Source organism: Zunongwangia sp. SCSIO 43204 (assembly GCF_019904275.1).
In the GTDB taxonomy this organism is placed as follows: domain Bacteria; phylum Bacteroidota; class Bacteroidia; order Flavobacteriales; family Flavobacteriaceae; genus Zunongwangia; species Zunongwangia mangrovi.
In genome coordinates, this window is record NZ_CP063204.1 from 2,508,945 (window position 1) to 2,525,096 (window position 16,152).

13 protein-coding genes are annotated in these 16,152 nt (G+C 36.6%); 2 read left to right on the plus strand and 11 right to left on the minus strand.

All coding sequences use genetic code 11. The annotated features are described in order from the left end of the window. Positions 1–13 precede the first annotated feature (13 nt). From INR75_RS11025 to INR75_RS11045, 5 genes are all read right to left on the minus strand, one after another. A complete protein-coding gene (locus tag INR75_RS11025; RefSeq protein ID WP_092542565.1) occupies positions 14–1,057 on the minus strand; it encodes a DUF368 domain-containing protein in 1,044 nt (347 codons plus the stop codon). Continuing rightward, entirely contained in the window at positions 1,044–1,982 is a 939-nt protein-coding gene (locus INR75_RS11030; RefSeq protein WP_223088843.1) for a DUF368 domain-containing protein, read from the minus strand. Before INR75_RS11030 ends, INR75_RS11025 begins: the two co-directional genes overlap by 14 nt. Positions 1,983–2,019: 37 nt before the next feature. Beyond that, positions 2,020–3,417 (minus strand): tetratricopeptide repeat protein, encoded by a 1,398-nt coding sequence (locus tag INR75_RS11035; RefSeq protein WP_092542561.1) that lies wholly within the window; start codon positions 3,415–3,417, stop codon positions 2,020–2,022. A 99-nt stretch (positions 3,418–3,516) separates the two neighbouring features. Next, on the minus strand, positions 3,517–4,704 hold the full coding sequence (locus tag INR75_RS11040) for an aspartate aminotransferase family protein (RefSeq protein ID WP_223088844.1): 1,188 nt from the start codon (positions 4,702–4,704) through the stop codon (positions 3,517–3,519). Beyond that, the gene (locus INR75_RS11045; protein WP_223088845.1) at positions 4,697–6,529 is read right to left on the minus strand and encodes an OstA-like protein; all 1,833 of its coding nucleotides are present in this window, start codon (positions 6,527–6,529) and stop codon (positions 4,697–4,699) included. The genes INR75_RS11040 and INR75_RS11045 overlap by 8 nt, the downstream gene beginning before the upstream one ends. A gap of 260 nt (positions 6,530–6,789) precedes the next feature. Between INR75_RS11045 and INR75_RS11050 the strand changes: the two genes are divergently transcribed. Both INR75_RS11050 and INR75_RS11055 read left to right on the plus strand, forming a co-directional pair. Then, the gene (locus tag INR75_RS11050) at positions 6,790–7,575 is read left to right on the plus strand and encodes a ferritin-like domain-containing protein (protein ID WP_223088846.1); all 786 of its coding nucleotides are present in this window, start codon (positions 6,790–6,792) and stop codon (positions 7,573–7,575) included. A gap of 25 nt (positions 7,576–7,600) precedes the next feature. Continuing rightward, positions 7,601–8,443 (plus strand): ferritin-like domain-containing protein, encoded by an 843-nt coding sequence (locus INR75_RS11055; protein WP_092542552.1) that lies wholly within the window; start codon positions 7,601–7,603, stop codon positions 8,441–8,443. A 76-nt stretch (positions 8,444–8,519) separates the two neighbouring features. Here the strand turns inward: INR75_RS11055 and INR75_RS11060 are convergent, their stop codons facing one another. The 6 genes from INR75_RS11060 to INR75_RS11085 all read right to left on the minus strand — a co-directional run bounded on the left by INR75_RS11060 (position 8,520) and on the right by INR75_RS11085 (position 16,144). Beyond that, on the minus strand, positions 8,520–9,794 hold the full coding sequence (locus INR75_RS11060; RefSeq protein ID WP_223088847.1) for an adenylosuccinate synthase: 1,275 nt from the start codon (positions 9,792–9,794) through the stop codon (positions 8,520–8,522). An 11-nt stretch (positions 9,795–9,805) separates the two neighbouring features. After that, positions 9,806–10,261: a Fur family transcriptional regulator gene (locus INR75_RS11065; RefSeq protein ID WP_084841716.1), complete on the minus strand. Its 456-nt coding sequence runs from the start codon at positions 10,259–10,261 to the stop codon at positions 9,806–9,808. A gap of 30 nt (positions 10,262–10,291) precedes the next feature. Further along, complete coding sequence (locus INR75_RS11070; protein WP_223088848.1) at positions 10,292–12,502, minus strand: bifunctional (p)ppGpp synthetase/guanosine-3',5'-bis(diphosphate) 3'-pyrophosphohydrolase; 2,211 nt, start codon at positions 12,500–12,502, stop codon at positions 10,292–10,294. 172 nt (positions 12,503–12,674) lie between these two features. Then, the gene (locus tag INR75_RS11075) at positions 12,675–13,907 is read right to left on the minus strand and encodes a M48 family metallopeptidase (RefSeq protein WP_223088849.1); all 1,233 of its coding nucleotides are present in this window, start codon (positions 13,905–13,907) and stop codon (positions 12,675–12,677) included. 42 nt (positions 13,908–13,949) lie between these two features. Then, positions 13,950–14,756 (minus strand): RNA methyltransferase, encoded by an 807-nt coding sequence (locus tag INR75_RS11080; RefSeq protein ID WP_223088850.1) that lies wholly within the window; start codon positions 14,754–14,756, stop codon positions 13,950–13,952. 74 nt (positions 14,757–14,830) lie between these two features. Then, the gene (locus INR75_RS11085; protein ID WP_223088851.1) at positions 14,831–16,144 is read right to left on the minus strand and encodes an amidohydrolase family protein; all 1,314 of its coding nucleotides are present in this window, start codon (positions 16,142–16,144) and stop codon (positions 14,831–14,833) included. Between the last annotated feature and the right edge of the window lie 8 nt (positions 16,145–16,152).

Below are 16,152 nucleotides of genomic sequence, written 5' to 3' on the forward strand. Positions count from 1 at the left end.
TTTTCACCAGTTTTTATGGTCTTTTCTCGAGTTTAGCTTGTTTTCTGGCATGTTCTCTTTTTTCGTAAAACGCAAGCCCAAGAACAATAAAAATACCTACCAAAATAAAGAATATCGCCAAATAGGTTTCGGTATCTGTAAAGTCTGGAAAAAATCTATTGTAATTATCTATAATTTTATCTCCGTGACTATCGATAAGATATTCTCCCGCTTCGTCGGTTTTGTAGATCTTGGTTTTCCAGGGCCAAACCACGCCCAAAGAGCCTGTAATAAAGCCAATTATAGTGGCGAAAGTATCTTTTTTGTAATTCTTCAGCACAAAACCCAGTAAATGGGATAGGGAAACCAATCCTGCCAGTGATCCCAAGGCAAAAACAATCATTACCTGTAGCAAATGCATTCTGGATTCGTTGGAAGTAAAACTGAAGTCTAAACTTACAATATCGGCCATTGTATCGTACAAAGCATTAACCGAATCTACCAACAGTAACACGTAATTTCCAAGCAAAATAAGGATGAAAGATCCACTAAGCCCAGGGAGCGTCATCCCCGAAACGCCAATTATTCCGCAGAAAAAAACAAACCATAAATTATCATTTTCGCGTGCAGGTTCCAGCATACTAATGGCTACCCCAAAAATAATTCCGAGTGTGACAAATAGAATACTGCGACGGCTCCATTCATCAAAATCTTTACTGATGTAGTAGATCGAACCAATGATCATCCCAAAAAAAGCAGACCAGACATACAGCTCGTAGTGCACGATTAGATAATCTAAAAGCTTAGAAACGCTAAAATAACTTATAAGCATTCCCAGGATAAGCAATCCTAAAAATTTGCCGTTAATGTAATGATAAAGGCTGCGAAATCTACCCGCGATCAAAAGCTTGCCTGCTTTAAGATTAATCTTTTGCAGCGAGTAAATAAATTCTTCGTAAAAGCCGGCGACAAAAGCTACAACACCACCAGATACCCCGGGAACTTTATTAGCAGCTCCCATGGATAATCCCTTTAGAATAAGGAAAATTTTATCTGTTAATGTTCTAGTTTGTTGCATCAGACTCTTCAGGTTGATTGCTTGCTAAGCTTTCCAGAAGAAAAATGAGTCCGAATCCTGCTAACATCAGGATTACTGAAAATAATAGTTGAGCATCGCCCTCAAAATTCCATGGTAAAACAGAAGTCTCGTTTATAACAATTTCTTTATCCTCGAATTTGGCAACTTCCAAAACTTTTTTCCAGGGCCAGATCTTATTTAAAGAACCTGCTATAAAGCCTGTTAACACCGCTAAGGTTAAACTGGTATAATGCGTAAAAAGCCATTTTAAGATCTTAGAAAAACTAAGTAAACCAAATATAGCACCTGCGCCCACGATTGCTAATGTTTTAATATCGAAATTATGAGCCGCTTCAGTTACCGGGCGGTATGCCCCAAGTAATACTAAAATAAAAGCTCCGGAAATTCCTGGTAAAATCATTGCACAAACGGCAATGGCTCCGGCAATGAACATAAATAATGTACTATCTGAACTTCCCATTGGCGGCAAAGACGTAACGTATAAAGCGACCGCAGCGCCAAGAATTAAGGCGATAATGATCTTAAAATTCCATTTTGGGATTTGTTTCCCTACATACCAAATACTGGCTAAAACCAATCCAAAGAAAAAAGACCAAATTAAAACCGGATGATTTTGAAGCAAATAATTTGCCAGCCGCATTAAAGTAAATACACTGATAAGAATTCCTAAGAAAAGCGATACAATAAAACCGCCGTTTAGTTGAAGCCACATTGCTTTGAAGCCTTCATTTTTCCAGGTTTTTAAAAGGGAAAGATCTACACCGCTAATGGTAGAGATCAATTCTTCGTAAATTCCTGAAATAAATGCGATGGTACCTCCCGATACACCGGGTACAACATCTGCGGCTCCCATAGCCATACCCTTTAGCGTGATGCTAAAGTATTCCCGTAAGCTTCTTTGCATGTTCTAAAAATTAGATTTGCCCAAAGTTAGGAAAATACTATGAAGCCTTTTGATAAGAATCTATTAATTGTTTAACACTTTTCCTTTTAAAGATTTCAGGGAAAAGTTCTTCTATGATAATGTAATATTCAGAATCGGCTTTTAATCCATTTTCCAGGTGCTTATAACCAAATTCAGCATTATTCAGCATAAAATATAATCCGCTTAAACGATATTCGATCTCTGCAATACCGGGATAAAATTCGTTCGCTTGCAGTAGGTTTTGAACCGCAGTTTCCCATTCAGCAAGATTGATAAGAATATCACATCGTCTAATCCAGGTTTCTAATTCGTAGTTACCAAGATCTAAGGTTTTGCGATAACCACGTTCAGCTTCTCTATTTAGCTCTAAGCGATTATTGATCTTTGCGTAACGCTTCCAATAAAGCACATTTTCCTCATCAATATTTATCGCTTTGTTGATATAATAAAGTGCTTTTTTAAAGTTTTTCTTTTTGATATAAAAATCGGTGATCGCTATCCAGCCTTTGTCTAAAAGCGGATCTTCATGTACCGTTTTTTCGTAATTAGATAAAGCCAGTTTATCGTTACCTAACTTTTCGAAACACTTCCCAATTCTTAAGTATGCGAAAGAAGTAGGATCGTCTAATTCTAAGGTTACATTATAGTTTTCGATAGCTTCAATATAACGCTCTAGTTTCTCCAGTACTTTTCCTTTTTCAAGGTAAGCACCTATAAAATATTCGTCACTAATTATCGCAAAATCAAAAGCTGCAAGGGCTTTTTTATAATCTTTGAGATCGAAATACTGCTTTCCAACCTGGTGCCAGGCTACTTCGCAATAGGGGTTTTTATCCAAATACATATTCAGATATTCGATAGCCTCTTCTTTTTCTCCAAGAAAATCAAAGCAATACATCACGTTATAAAGTGCAGAATAATCTTCTTCATCGGCTTCAAGACAATTCATAAAATTGATCTTGGCATTTTCAAAATCTTCAAGAAAAAGATATTCCATCCCTATCATTGAATAAATTTCGGCAGCTTCATCAGTAACATCTAAGGCCAGTTCTAATACCTGGATGGCTTTCTGATGTTCGTCACGTTTAGAGAAAATCTGTGCTTTTTGGATGTAAACTTCCTCGTTATTAGCTTCTAGATCCTGTACTTCGGCTAATAAACCATCAGCAAGATCTAATTTATCTTCAAAAACAAGAATTTCAACTTTAAGAAGTTTAAGGTTGATTGATGATGGATGCTGAGAAAGTCCTAATTTAACTGCCTTCTTAGCTAGGTTTATCTTTCCTATTTCTAGATAATGATGAATTATATTTTCGAATTCATTCGAATCAAAGAACAATACATCATTGGTCTTTAACATAGATTCGAAACGGGAAAGTGAGAAATTGTTATCTTCGTTATGACTTAACTGCATAAGCAAGTTGTTACTGGATTTCTACTTTACTAAAGTTAAAAAAGGATTTAACTATGTATCGTAGACGCTTTAATTGTTGTTAACAAAGTAATCAACAACCTAAGCATTGTTTTTTATTTTGTTTAAGACGTCAATTATAATGCCACATCCTTCTTCTATTTCTTCCATAGAAATCGTGAGTGGCGGAGTAATTCTAACAGCTCTTTTTTCGAATAGAAGCCAGAATAGAATTAGTCCTTTTTCTTTACAATCTAAGATCACCTGGTTGGCAATTTCTTCAGAATCTACAATGGCTGCGAGCATTAAACCTTTTCCCCTTACTTCATTAATTAATGGATGAACCAACAATTCTCTAAAGCGTTTTTCTTTTTCTAATGTTTCTGCCATTAATGCAGTTTCCAGAATGGTTTTTAGAGTGGCATGACAGGCAGCTGCCACCAACGGGTTTCCTCCAAAAGTAGTTATATGTCCCATTTTTGGCTTGTCTGAAAGCAGATCCATCAATTCTTCTGAAGCAACAAAAGCACCCACAGGCAATCCGCCGCCCATTCCTTTACCAATCGCCATAATATCTGGAACGACCTCGTAATTTTCAAAACCGAATAATTTTCCGGTTCTTCCAAAACCAGGCTGAATTTCATCTAATATTAGTAATGCGCCTACGGCTTCACAACGCGCTTTTACTTTTTTTAGATAATTATTTTTTGGCTGAATAAATCCGCCACCACCCTGAATGGTTTCTAAAATAACCGCAGCAGTTTTTTCTGTAATTTGGTTTAAATCTTCTTCATTATTAAACTCAATAAAATCCACATCCCCAACTAATGGTCTAAAAGGCTTTTGGCGTTCTTCAAAATTCATCAAACTTAAAGATCCCATAGTATTACCATGATAAGCATTTTTTGCTGCCAGAATTTGCGTTCTTCTAGTGGCACGTCTCGCAAGTTTTAAGGAGCCTTCGATAGCTTCTGTTCCAGAGTTTACCAGGTAAACTTTGTTTAAAGGATTTGGAAGATTTTGTGCCAAAAGCTTGGAAAATTCTACCGCCGGAGCCTGCGCATATTCCCCGTAAACCATTACGTGTAAATATTTATCTGCCTGTTCTTTAATAGCTTTTATCACGGCAGGATAACAATGCCCTAAACTTGTCGCCGAAACACCAGCTACAAAATCCAAATGCTTTTGCCCATCTGAAGTATATACATAAGATCCCTTGGCATCGATAACTTCTAAACCTAATGGATGAGGCGTTGTTTGCGCCTGATATTGTATAAAATCTTTATTCAATTTTTAAAGAAGCTTTTGGGTTTGTTACGGTATCTTTTTCTTTTGTAGATTCTTCTTGTTCAGACTTTAAGCTATTAAATGTAGCCGGATCTTCCTGAATTCCCTGAGGAATCTCGGGAACACTTGGGATGCTATCCCGCGCCTTATCTTTAAGATCTTGTGGCCTTAATCTGGAATTTTCATTTAACAACATATCGCCATCTTCTCGTTCATCAAAGAAGTCATCTATTTGTTCAGGTAAAGGAATTCCCTGAATTTTTACCAACTCAGGTGGTTCTTTGCCTTTAAAGAGATCCTGTTTTTTCTCTAATCTTTCGTCGCCACGCCAGTTAAAACCTTGCAAAGTTCGATTACTTTCTAAAACCTGTTCTTCAGGCTTTAAATTTCCATCTACCGCCTGGTAGTAATAAACATCTTCGATCTGGCGCTCTTTAAAATAGACTTCGATCCTGCTGGAAAGGGTTTTGTTGATACCAATTAAGTCTTTATCTTCTGTTCTGCTATAATATAATGTCTCGGTATTTTTATCAATATCAACTTTATATAATTCATTTTCTTCAAAAAGACCGATTAATATTTGCCCTTTTATTTGATTAAAGCCATCAATACTATCTTTATTGATTAAGAATGCATTATTAAAAACTCTTAAGCTATCTAATTTTTCTGTTTCCTTATTACTAATTACCTGAATCGTATCTCCCGTCATTTGATTGAGACCAGACCATAACACCGGATTTCTTTTTACTGAAGTAGCCGAATTTTCACCAGGATTTATATTGATAAGCTTAGTTATTCCGTCTTGCTGGTTTACAAATATAGAATCACTTTTACCGCTCATATCACTTTTGTACATTCTAACATCGTAAAATCCGCGTAGAATTCTATTTTCTGGTTTCCCGGTTACAAGTAGTGTATCACTATGAATAAAAACTGAATCCTGATCCTGAAGACTGGAAGCTACCGGCCATTTGGTAATTATAACCGAGTCCTTTTCTCTAAAAACTTCAGCATAATGTCCGGTAACTTTACTATTATTTGCCGTATCAATAACCTGGATATTGTTAGTTGCTGAAGCAAAACTTTTATTTCGATCAAAATAGAGACTATCTCCTAAAACAGTGCGATTATCATAATCGATCTTAGAATTTTTCACAAAATATCCAGTATCACCACGGGTATCATAGAAACCACGTTCACAATACACCGTACTTTCTTCTCCTTCAATAGTAGAAGGCCCATAGAGGTAGGCATGCCCACTTTCAGAATAAAAATCGATATGGTCTGAATTTACAACGTAATCTGGATTGGTGATCTTTACATTCGATAAAAAGGTGTACTTATCTTCTTCAAAATAGTATCTTCCAATTGTACTGGTAAGAACGCTGGCGGTATCTGTAACTTTTCCACCACTTCTATAATAGGCTTCCTGTTTTACCCTATCAAAAAATAAGGTGTCTGTTTCTAAAGTTGTTTGAGGTCTTTCCATTTTAACCGTTCCACTGGCAAATGCAAATTGAGTGTTACCGTTATATTCCGCATAATCACTATTCATGCTTACAGTGTCTCCTTGCTTCATTCTAACTTCTCCGTATGCTTTAAAGAAGTTGTCGCTTTCGTAAAACACAGCATTATTGCACCATACCTCTATACCCTGGTGGGTGAAGTGAACCTGGTTGTTTACTTTACTCATTACTAGAGCTCCCGGATATTTTTCTTCATCGCGATACTGCCGGTCGTTCTCGTAATCGATCTTTTTGCTATTTTCCTGGGATAAGGCATTAAAACTAATTAAGAGAAGGGTTATATATATGAGGTTCTTCAACATTCAAAAATTTGTGCAAAAATAAGGAAAAATGATTTGATCATCTTTCTAAGATATCGAAGTAATTATAACGTTGGAAATCGGAATTATTTCAATTTTCAGACATAAACAAGATAAAATGATTTCATAATGAATAATAAAACTTTTAAAAAATTGGCAATAATTAAGTTTTTAGAAATCGCTTTAATAAAACATTAACGATTCAATTAAAACCAGAGCGTATTTCCCTCCGTATGTTTAGTGTAAACTAATAAGATTTAATTATGAAAAAACCAGTTGTAAAGTTGGAATTGCAGGATGGTAAGAATTCTAAAAATTCCCGAAGAAGATTTATTAAAATGAGTAGCCTTGCCTTTGCAGGTTCAACATTACTATATGCATGTAGTGAGGACGATGATTTTAATCCAGGTATGGAACCAGAGCCTGAACCAGAACCAGAACCAGAACCAGAAGTTTTTGATTTAGGTAGCGGCGATCTAGGTATTTTAAATTATGCTTATGCTTTAGAACAGCTTGAAGCAGCTTTTTATACAGCGGTACGCTCAGGAAGTTATTATTCTGGAGCGCCAGCTGAAGAACAAGAATTATTCGACGATCTTTATAATCATGAGGTAATTCACCGTGAATTTTTTAGAACTGCGATCGCAGCTGCAACAGCAGATACTCCAGAAGCTATGTTGCCAGATCTAGAATTTGATCTGGAAGCAGCAGGTATCGATATTAATAGTAGGGATAGTGTTTTAGCTACCGCAATGTTATTAGAAGATACAGGAGTAAGCGCTTACAATGGTGCAGGAGATCGTATTGCGATGGCAGATTATTTAGTGATTGCTGGAAAAATAGTTTCTGTAGAGGCTAGACACGCATCGGCGATTAGATCTTTACTAAATCCAAATTCTCCAGATTTTGCAGGAGATGATGTGATAGATGAAAATGGATTAGATCCAGCTGCAGATCCAGCAGATATCTACTCTGCTGTTGTAGATTTAGATGTGGTTGCAACACCATTTACAGCGAATAACTTACCAGCACCACAGCACGAATCGTAAACTACTAACTTAAAACGAAAAAATTATGAGTATTATAAAGATGTTAGATGAATTTTCATCTGAGAATTTAATGAGTAAAAAGTCATCCAGAAGAGACATGTTTGGAACATTAAGCTCTTTTGGTAAAAAGGCCGCCATTGCTGCCGTACCTTTTGGATTAGCTTCAAAAAGCACAAAAGCTTCTGCTGCAACGTCAATGTTTTTTGACCATGTTGGGCCGCTTCAGTTAGCCTTAACTTTAGAATATCTAGAGGCTGAATTTTATTTGAGAGCTTTAGAATCTGGAGTTTTAGAAGGAGGATCCAGAGAAGAAACTGCTTTTATGCAGATCTCCAAACATGAATCTGCACACGTAGATTTCTTAATGGCTGCTTTAGCTGAAGACTCTATCGATTCACCAACCTTCGATTTTACCGCAGGCGGTGCATTTGATCCTTTTAACGAAGGAGATACTTCTATGGAAGTGTCTAGAGCGCAAATGTTAGCTTTAGCACAGGCATTTGAAGATACTGGAGTAAGAGCATATAAAGGACAGGCGGGAGCACTTATGGGAACTCCATACTTAGAGCCTGCGCTTCAAATTCATTCTGTAGAAGCGAAGCATGCTTCAGAAATTAGAAGAATTAGAGGTCTTAAGGGATGGATCACCGGAAATGATAGGGGTGATGGTATGCCAGAAGCAACTCAAGACGTTTATGATGGTGAAGAAGTAACTTCACAGGCAGGAATAGATCTTGTAGGCTATGATTATGGGGATTCTCCGATCGCAGGAGATGTAACTGCCGCCGTAACACAGGCTTTTGATGAGCCTATGTCAGGAGAAACTGCTACAGCGATTGCAAGTTTATTTATCGTAGACGAATCGTAGTATTTCATAATTTCCATATATAAAAAAGGCTGTTGAAAAACAGCCTTTTTTTATATCAAAAATCGATAATTTCGATCTACTTTCTTGTAATTGTTTGTGTTCTATCTGGCCCTACAGAAACTACAGAAATTGGTACGTTAAGTTCTTTCTCTAAGAAATCTACATAATCGTTAAATTCCTTTGGAAGCTGAGAAGCTTCGGTCATTCCAGTAAGGTCTGCAGACCAACCTTTTAATTCAGTATAAACTGGAGAAACATTTTTTTCTTCAATATTATAAGGAAGGTGCTTAATTTCTTCACCACGATAATTATAAGCAGTACAGACTTTTAAAGTATCAAAACCGCTTAAAACATCACCTTTCATCATGATCAATTGAGTGATTCCATTAACCTGTACAGCATATTTAAGTGCTACCAAATCTAACCATCCACAACGTCGTGGTCTTCCGGTAGTCGCACCAAATTCGTTACCTACACGTCCCATAGTTTCTCCATCTTCATCAAAAAGTTCAGTTGGGAATGGGCCGCTACCTACACGAGTAGTGTACGCTTTAAAGATACCAAAAGCTTCGCCAATTTGTCTTGGAGAAACACCAAGACCGGTACAGGCTCCTGCAGCAGTCGTATTAGATGAAGTTACAAATGGATAGGTTCCAAAATCGATATCTAGAAGCGATCCTTGTGCACCTTCAGCGAGAATAGTTTTACCATTTGCCTGGGCTTGTTGTAAATATTCTTCACTGTCGATAAACTTTAGAGATTTCAAAGTTTCAACTGCTTCGAAAAATTCTTTCTCTAATTCATCAAGATCATATTGAACATCTGCATCATAAAAATCGATCATTTTTACATGCTTATCTACAAGCGCTTGATAACGATCCTTAAAATCGTCTAATTCCAGATCACCAATTCTAATGCCGTTTCTTCCGGTTTTGTCCATATAAGTTGGTCCAATACCTTTAAGGGTAGAACCAATTTTGGCTTTACCTTTAGAAGCCTCAGAAGCTGCATCTAATAAACGGTGGGTTGGTAAAATTAAATGTGCTTTTCTAGAGATCATTAACTTGCTTTTGTAATCTACATTATGTTTTGCAAGATTATCTAATTCTCTTTTAAATATTACAGGATCTATTACTACGCCGTTACCAACAAGGTTTACAGTGTTTTCGTGAAATATTCCTGAAGGGATAGTGTGTAATACGTGTTTTTGCCCGTCGAATTCTAATGTATGTCCCGCATTTGGGCCACCTTGAAAACGAGCAATAATATCATATTTAGAGGTGAAAACATCGACAATTTTTCCTTTGCCTTCGTCACCCCATTGAAGCCCGAGTAGTAAATCTACCGCCATGAAAATTATACTTAATTGGTTGTTTTTTTATTACCGTAAAAATATAAAGAATGTTTGTTTATTTCTATATCAAACACTTCTTCTATTGTTTGTTTAATAGATTGAATTCGAGGATCGCAAAATTCGATTACTTCCCCGGTATCGGTAAGAATTATATGATCGTGTTGTCTGTCGAAATAAGACTTTTCATATTGTGCCTGGTTTTGCCCAAACTGATGTTTACGTACCAGACCACATTCTAATAATAATTCGATCGTATTATATAAAGTAGCACGACTTACGCGATACTTTTTATTCTTCATTTTGATATATAAAGATTCAATATCAAAATGCTCATCATTATCATAGATCTCCTGTAAAATAGCAAAACGTTCTGGGGTTTTTCTATGCCCTTTTTCTTCCAAGAATTTGGTAAATACGTTTTTAACTACTGCCTGATCGTTCTTATTTACAACTTTTTTACTCATAATTTTTTACTGCCGCACAAAGGTATGCGATTATTCACGGCTAACCTTATCTATCCCGTTAATTTTTTTAAGCCTATTTATAATTTTGGTCAATATTTCGTTGTTTTTTACAACAACAGTTATTCTTCCGCTAAAGATTCCGTCGTCACTTTCAAAATTAATATTCTTCATATTAACGTGCATATTACTCGAAATCTCTCGTGTTACATCACTTACAAGACCAATATTATCTATTCCGTTTAGCTTAATTACTGCTTTAAAATCCTGTTGTGAACTGTCTACCCACTTGGCCTGGATAATACGATACGCATAATTACTTTGTAATTGAATCGCGTTTGGACAATCTGTTTTATGAACTTTTATACCTTCATTCACCGTAACAAATCCAAATACATCGTCGCCCGGTATCGGGTTACAGCAATTAGCCAATTTGTACTCCAGTTCGTCTTCTTCTTTACCAAAAACCAATTGATCGTAATTGGCGGTAATTTCATCTTTATTTAGATCCTGGCTAACCTCTGGTTTTTTGCTGATCTTACGTTTTATATAACTTACCAGGGCGTTACTTCTGGAGGCCGCAAATTCTTTTAAGGCCTGGTTGTCGATTTTCCCGATTCCTACCCGGTAAAATAGATCCAGACTTGTTTTTAGATGAAAATGAACCACAAGCTCGTTCACCGTTTTTTCGCTAAACGGAATTTTTTGAGCTCTTAACTTACGGGTTAAAATAGCTTTTCCTTCTTCAGCAATTTGCTTTTTCTCTTCTTTAAGCGAAGATTTTATTTTGGCTCTCGCCCTTGCCGTGGTTGCGTAATCTAACCAGTTGATATTGGGTTTCGCGCTATCTGAAGTTATAATTTCTACCTGATCGCCACTTTTAAGAACATGACTTAATGGAACCAGTTTGTTATTTACTCTTGCTCCACGGGTATGTGCCCCAACTTCAGTATGAATGCTGAATGCAAAATCGAGCGGAGTAGATCCTTTTGGTAGTGATTTTAAATCTCCCTGCGGAGTAAATACAAATATTTCTTTAGAATATAAATTCAGTTTAAATTGCTCTACAAAATCTACCGCATTTACCGTAGGGTTTTCCAATACTTCCTGAAGGCGATTTAGCCATTCTTCTATTCCCTGTTCTTCTTTTTCGCCGGCATTCTTGTATTTATAATGCGCTGCATATCCTTTTTCTGCAATTTCGTGCATGCGTTCACTACGAACCTGCACTTCTACCCAGCGACCTTTTGGCCCCATTACTGTAATGTGCAACGCTTCATAGCCGGTAGATTTTGGAGAAGAGATCCAATCACGTAATCGAGTTGGATTCGGTCTAAAATGATCTGTTACGACCGAATATATTTTCCAGGCCAAAAATTTCTCATTTTCCTGGTCACTTTTATAAATGATCCTGATCGCAAATTTGTCGTAAACTTCATCAAAACTGATATTTTGAGCATTCATTTTACGACGAATCGAAAATATAGATTTTGGACGTCCTTTTATTTCGTAATCAAGATTTTCCTTATCCAAAGAATCCTGGATTACTCTGGAGAATTCAGTAATATAAGCATCTTGCTCTTCCTTACTTTCCTTGATCTTGGTTAAAATATCCTGATAAACTTCTGGCTCGGTATATTTCAATCCAAGATCTTCAAGCTCTGTTTTTACATTATAGAGCCCAATTCTATGTGCTAAAGGCGCATAAATATAAAGTGTTTCTGAAGAGATCTTCAATTGTTTATCCCTGCGCATTGCATCCATGGTTTGCATATTGTGCAAACGATCTGCAATTTTGATGATAATCACTCGAATATCATCATTAAGCGTCAGTAACATTTTCCTGAAGTTTTCAGCTTGCAGGGAAACATCTTTATCCTTTTTAAGGCTTGAAATTTTGGTTAAACCATCTACAATTTTGGCAACGGTTTCCCCAAACATTCTTTCAAGATCATCTAGCGTGTAAGAGGTGTCTTCAACAACGTCATGGAGTAGGGCAGCGGCAATAGAAGTGGCATCCAATCCAATTTCTGAAGCTACAATTTTAGCTACCGCGATTGGATGAAATATATACGCTTCTCCAGATTTTCGACGCTGATCTTTATGCGCGTCAACAGCCGTATCAAACGCCGATCGAATAAGTTTTTTATCCTCATCGGTCAAAGTTTGATAGCTAATCCTTAGCAGTTCTTTGTACTGCTGTGCGATCTCTTTATTTTCTTTTTCTATAGCTGCCTCTGTCATATTTTAAAAATACATAAACAAATTTCAATAAACAACGTTCATATAGCAATAAACAACAATCAGTTATCAATAATCAATAAAAAAATATCGTGCTAAAAACATCCAATATTGATATTTGCATCTAAAATCTATAATCTAGAATCTCAAATCTAATACCTAGTATCTAATCAGACTAACTCATCAAATTCCGGTAACGCTGTAATAGACTTGGATGCGAATAATGCCAGAAAATATAGGTTTTATGCGGAGTTAAATTGCTTAAACTATTTTTACTGAGTTTCTTTAAGCTGCTAATCAGGTTTTTTGCGTTGTAGGTTTCTTTAGCGTAATTATCGGCCTGATATTCAAATTTCCTGGAAATAAGATTCATTATTAGTCCGGTTATTTCTGAAATCGGACTGTATAAAATTCCGAAGGCAATTAAACCAATATGAAAACTTGGTGTTTCTACACCCAAGGCCTGTGATAAAACCGGATTTCCAACAAATAAACTTAGTAGCCAAAGTGTAAATCCTGTAGTTAATACTGAAGCAAATAGATTAAAAATGATGTGTTTTCTCTTGTAATGTCCAACCTCGTGCGCAAGTACCGCAACAATTTCTTCTTCCTCTAGATCATTTACTAAAGTATCAAAAAGCGTAATACGTTTTTCACTGCCAAAGCCAGAAAAATAAGCGTTTGCCTTGGTACTTCGTTTAGAGCCATCGATAATAAAAATATTGTCTAGCTGAAAGCCAACACTTTTAGCATAGTTCTCGATTTTGGTTCTTAACGAGCCATCTTCAAGCTGACTTTGTTTATTGAATAATGGCACAATAAGTTTGGCGTAAAACATATTCAGAAAAACTGAAAAAGCAGCAATTAAGATCCAGGCGTACCACCAAAAATCTGAACCTGCAAATTGATAGAACCAAACGATAAGCGCTAAGATGCCTCCACCAAGAATAGCCATTAAAAGCCATCCTTTAATTTTATCGACTAAAAATGTCGATTTTGAGGTTTTATTAAAACCATATTTTTCCTCGATTACAAAAGTAGAGTAGTAGGAGAAAGGCGTGGTTAAAATATCACTTCCAATCATTATAATTCCGAAGAAAATAAGTGCAATTACAATTTCATTATCAGAAAATCCTCGGGCGATATTATCTATCCATTCAAAACCATCAAAAAATAGAAAACCAAGCGTGAGGAGAAGTGAAAATCCAGAAGTTAAGATTCCAAATTTATAACGCTCTTTTTTATACCGTTGTGATTTCTCATATTCTTCCTTGTCGTAAACATCAGATAATTCTGCCGGGATGGGATCGTCAAAATGCCTTGCATTTAAAGTGTCCAGGATTTTATCGAAAATAAAATCAGCCAAAATAATTGCGACGATAATGTAAAATAAAGTTTCAGGATTCAAATCGAGATTTTTAAAAATTTGATAGCAAAATAAATGCCGAATCTACAAAAATGATCGTTGTCTTTTGGCTTCGAAAATAAGAATTCCCGCCGCTACAGAAACATTCATGCTATCGATGGCGCCACTCATTGGGATAATGATATTTTGCTTTGCCGCATCGCGCCATTCCTGGTTTAGTCCGGTAGCTTCGGTGCCCACAACGATGGCTGAAGCCTTGGTGAAATCCATTTCTGTATAAATTTCTGAAGCCTGTAATGCCGCAGCGTAAATGGAAATATTTTTTTGCTGAAGAAAATCAATAATTTCAGCTGTAGTTCCCGTAGCGATGGTATTGGTAAAAACGCAACCCACACTAGATCGTATGATATTAGGATTGTAAAGATCTGTTTTGGGATTAGCGATGAAAACCGCATCTACATTTGCTGCATCTGCCGTCCTTAAGATCGCGCCAATGTTTCCCGGTTTTTCAGGAGCTTCAGCAACTAAAATAAGCGGATGATTGTTGCTGAAATTAAGCGTTTTTAGACTATTTTCTTTTGAAGCGAATACCGCGAGTAAACCTTCAGTACTTGAGCGATATGCTAATTTTTTATAAACTTCTGAAGAGATTTCGATAATCTCGGCATTAGAATTTTCGAAATTTGGAATGGATTTGAATTTATTCTCAGAAAAGAATTCGGGACAAAAATATACTTCCAAAAGATCGAAACCTCCCTTTAATGCCAGGCCTGTTTCTCGCAATCCCTCAACCACAAATTTGCCTTCTTTTCTACGATTTCTGGATTTCTCCTGAAGCTGTAAAAGGTTTTTGATGCGTTTATTCTGGGTGCTCGAAATTTCTGTATTCATAAAGGCAAAAATAATAAAAAAAGCTGCCCGATTTCGAGCAGCTTTTAGTTGAATTTAAAGGAAGTTTTTAAGGATTATTCTCCTGCTTCCTGTCTTTCGTATTTTTCCATATATCTTTTCCAAAGCTTGGTTTGTCTGGTATCCAGGCTAATTTTTCTACCCTGGATGAAAGCATCGGTAAGAATATTGGTTCTCATATCTAAAGCATCACCTTCGCTGATAAAAAGTGTAGCGTCTTTACCTTCTTCTAAAGTACCGGCAAAATCATCGATTCCCAGGATCTTAGCAGTATTGCTGGTGATAAGTTTTAAGGCTTCTTCTTTATCAAGACCATAAGCAGCTGCGGTACCCGCATAAAAAGGAAGGTTTCTGGAGTTCATACGTTCCATGCTTCCGCTGCCTTCGATTCCTACAAGAATCCCTTCTTTAGCCAATTGAGACGCTAATTTATAAGGAAGATCATAATCATCGTCATCGCGATTTGGTAAACTGTGCGGTCTTCCTGTTAATACAGGAATATCATTCGCTTTAAGTTCATCGATCACTTTTAAACCATCGTAAGCCCCAACGATCACAAGATTTGCTAATTCTTCATCTTTTTTAAACTGAATTACATCAAGGATCTCTTTTTCTCCATTAACATGAACATAAACTTTTTTATCTCCAGAAAAAACTGCTTCCATCGCTAAATAAGGAAGATTATTTTCTTTCTGATCACCGGCTAAATATGCTTTAGCTTCAGCAAAAAAGCTTTTTAATTTAATGATGTTTTCCTGGTATTCTTTGCTAGGTTTTACTCCGGGATCTTCGCCCATCCACCAGCGACCGCGACGAACGCTGTTTGGCCAGTTAATATGAAGTCCGTCATCCTTTTTTACAGCAGCATCTTCCCAGTTCCAGGCATCAAACTGTACAATAGAAGAAGTTCCAGAGATAAAACCTCCTCTAGGTGCGATTTGTCCTAAAAGCACTCCGTTTGGACGCATCGTCTCGGTTACCTGGCTTTCTGCATTGTACGCTACCAAACTACGAATATGTGGTAGCATTTCACCAATTTCGTCTTCATCGTCTGTAGCTCTAACTGCGTCGATCTCTACTAAACCTAAGGTAGCATTTGGAGCGATAAAACCCGGATAAACATGTTTTCCTTCAGCATTAATAATTTCTCCTTTTGCCTGTGAAGCTGCAGACGAAGCATCACCTACAGATGTGATCTTACCATCTTCAAAAATGATAAGACTGTTTTCGATCACCTCGCCATTACCAATATGAGCGGTAGCACCAACGATGCTAACAGCTTCAGATTGCTTTGCGGCAGGCATTTGTTGCGCATTTAATCCTAAAACAGAAATAAATGCAAGTATAAATGTGATATTAAATATTTTCATTTTCTGAA

Coding starts and splice junctions, on each gene's coding strand:
- INR75_RS11080 (WP_223088850.1), bottom strand. CDS start 14,756: ATGAATACAGAAATTTCGAGCACCCAGAATAAACGCATCAAAAACCTT.
- INR75_RS11035 (WP_092542561.1), bottom strand. CDS start 3,417: ATGCAGTTAAGTCATAACGAAGATAACAATTTCTCACTTTCCCGTTTC.
- INR75_RS11030 (WP_223088843.1), bottom strand. CDS start 1,982: ATGCAAAGAAGCTTACGGGAATACTTTAGCATCACGCTAAAGGGTATG.
- INR75_RS11025 (WP_092542565.1), bottom strand. CDS start 1,057: ATGCAACAAACTAGAACATTAACAGATAAAATTTTCCTTATTCTAAAG.
- INR75_RS11065 (WP_084841716.1), bottom strand. CDS start 10,261: ATGAGTAAAAAAGTTGTAAATAAGAACGATCAGGCAGTAGTTAAAAAC.
- INR75_RS11055 (WP_092542552.1), top strand. CDS start 7,601: ATGAGTATTATAAAGATGTTAGATGAATTTTCATCTGAGAATTTAATG.
- INR75_RS11060 (WP_223088847.1), bottom strand. CDS start 9,794: ATGGCGGTAGATTTACTACTCGGGCTTCAATGGGGTGACGAAGGCAAA.
- INR75_RS11085 (WP_223088851.1), bottom strand. CDS start 16,144: ATGAAAATATTTAATATCACATTTATACTTGCATTTATTTCTGTTTTA.
- INR75_RS11050 (WP_223088846.1), top strand. CDS start 6,790: ATGAAAAAACCAGTTGTAAAGTTGGAATTGCAGGATGGTAAGAATTCT.
- INR75_RS11045 (WP_223088845.1), bottom strand. CDS start 6,529: ATGTTGAAGAACCTCATATATATAACCCTTCTCTTAATTAGTTTTAAT.
- INR75_RS11070 (WP_223088848.1), bottom strand. CDS start 12,502: ATGACAGAGGCAGCTATAGAAAAAGAAAATAAAGAGATCGCACAGCAG.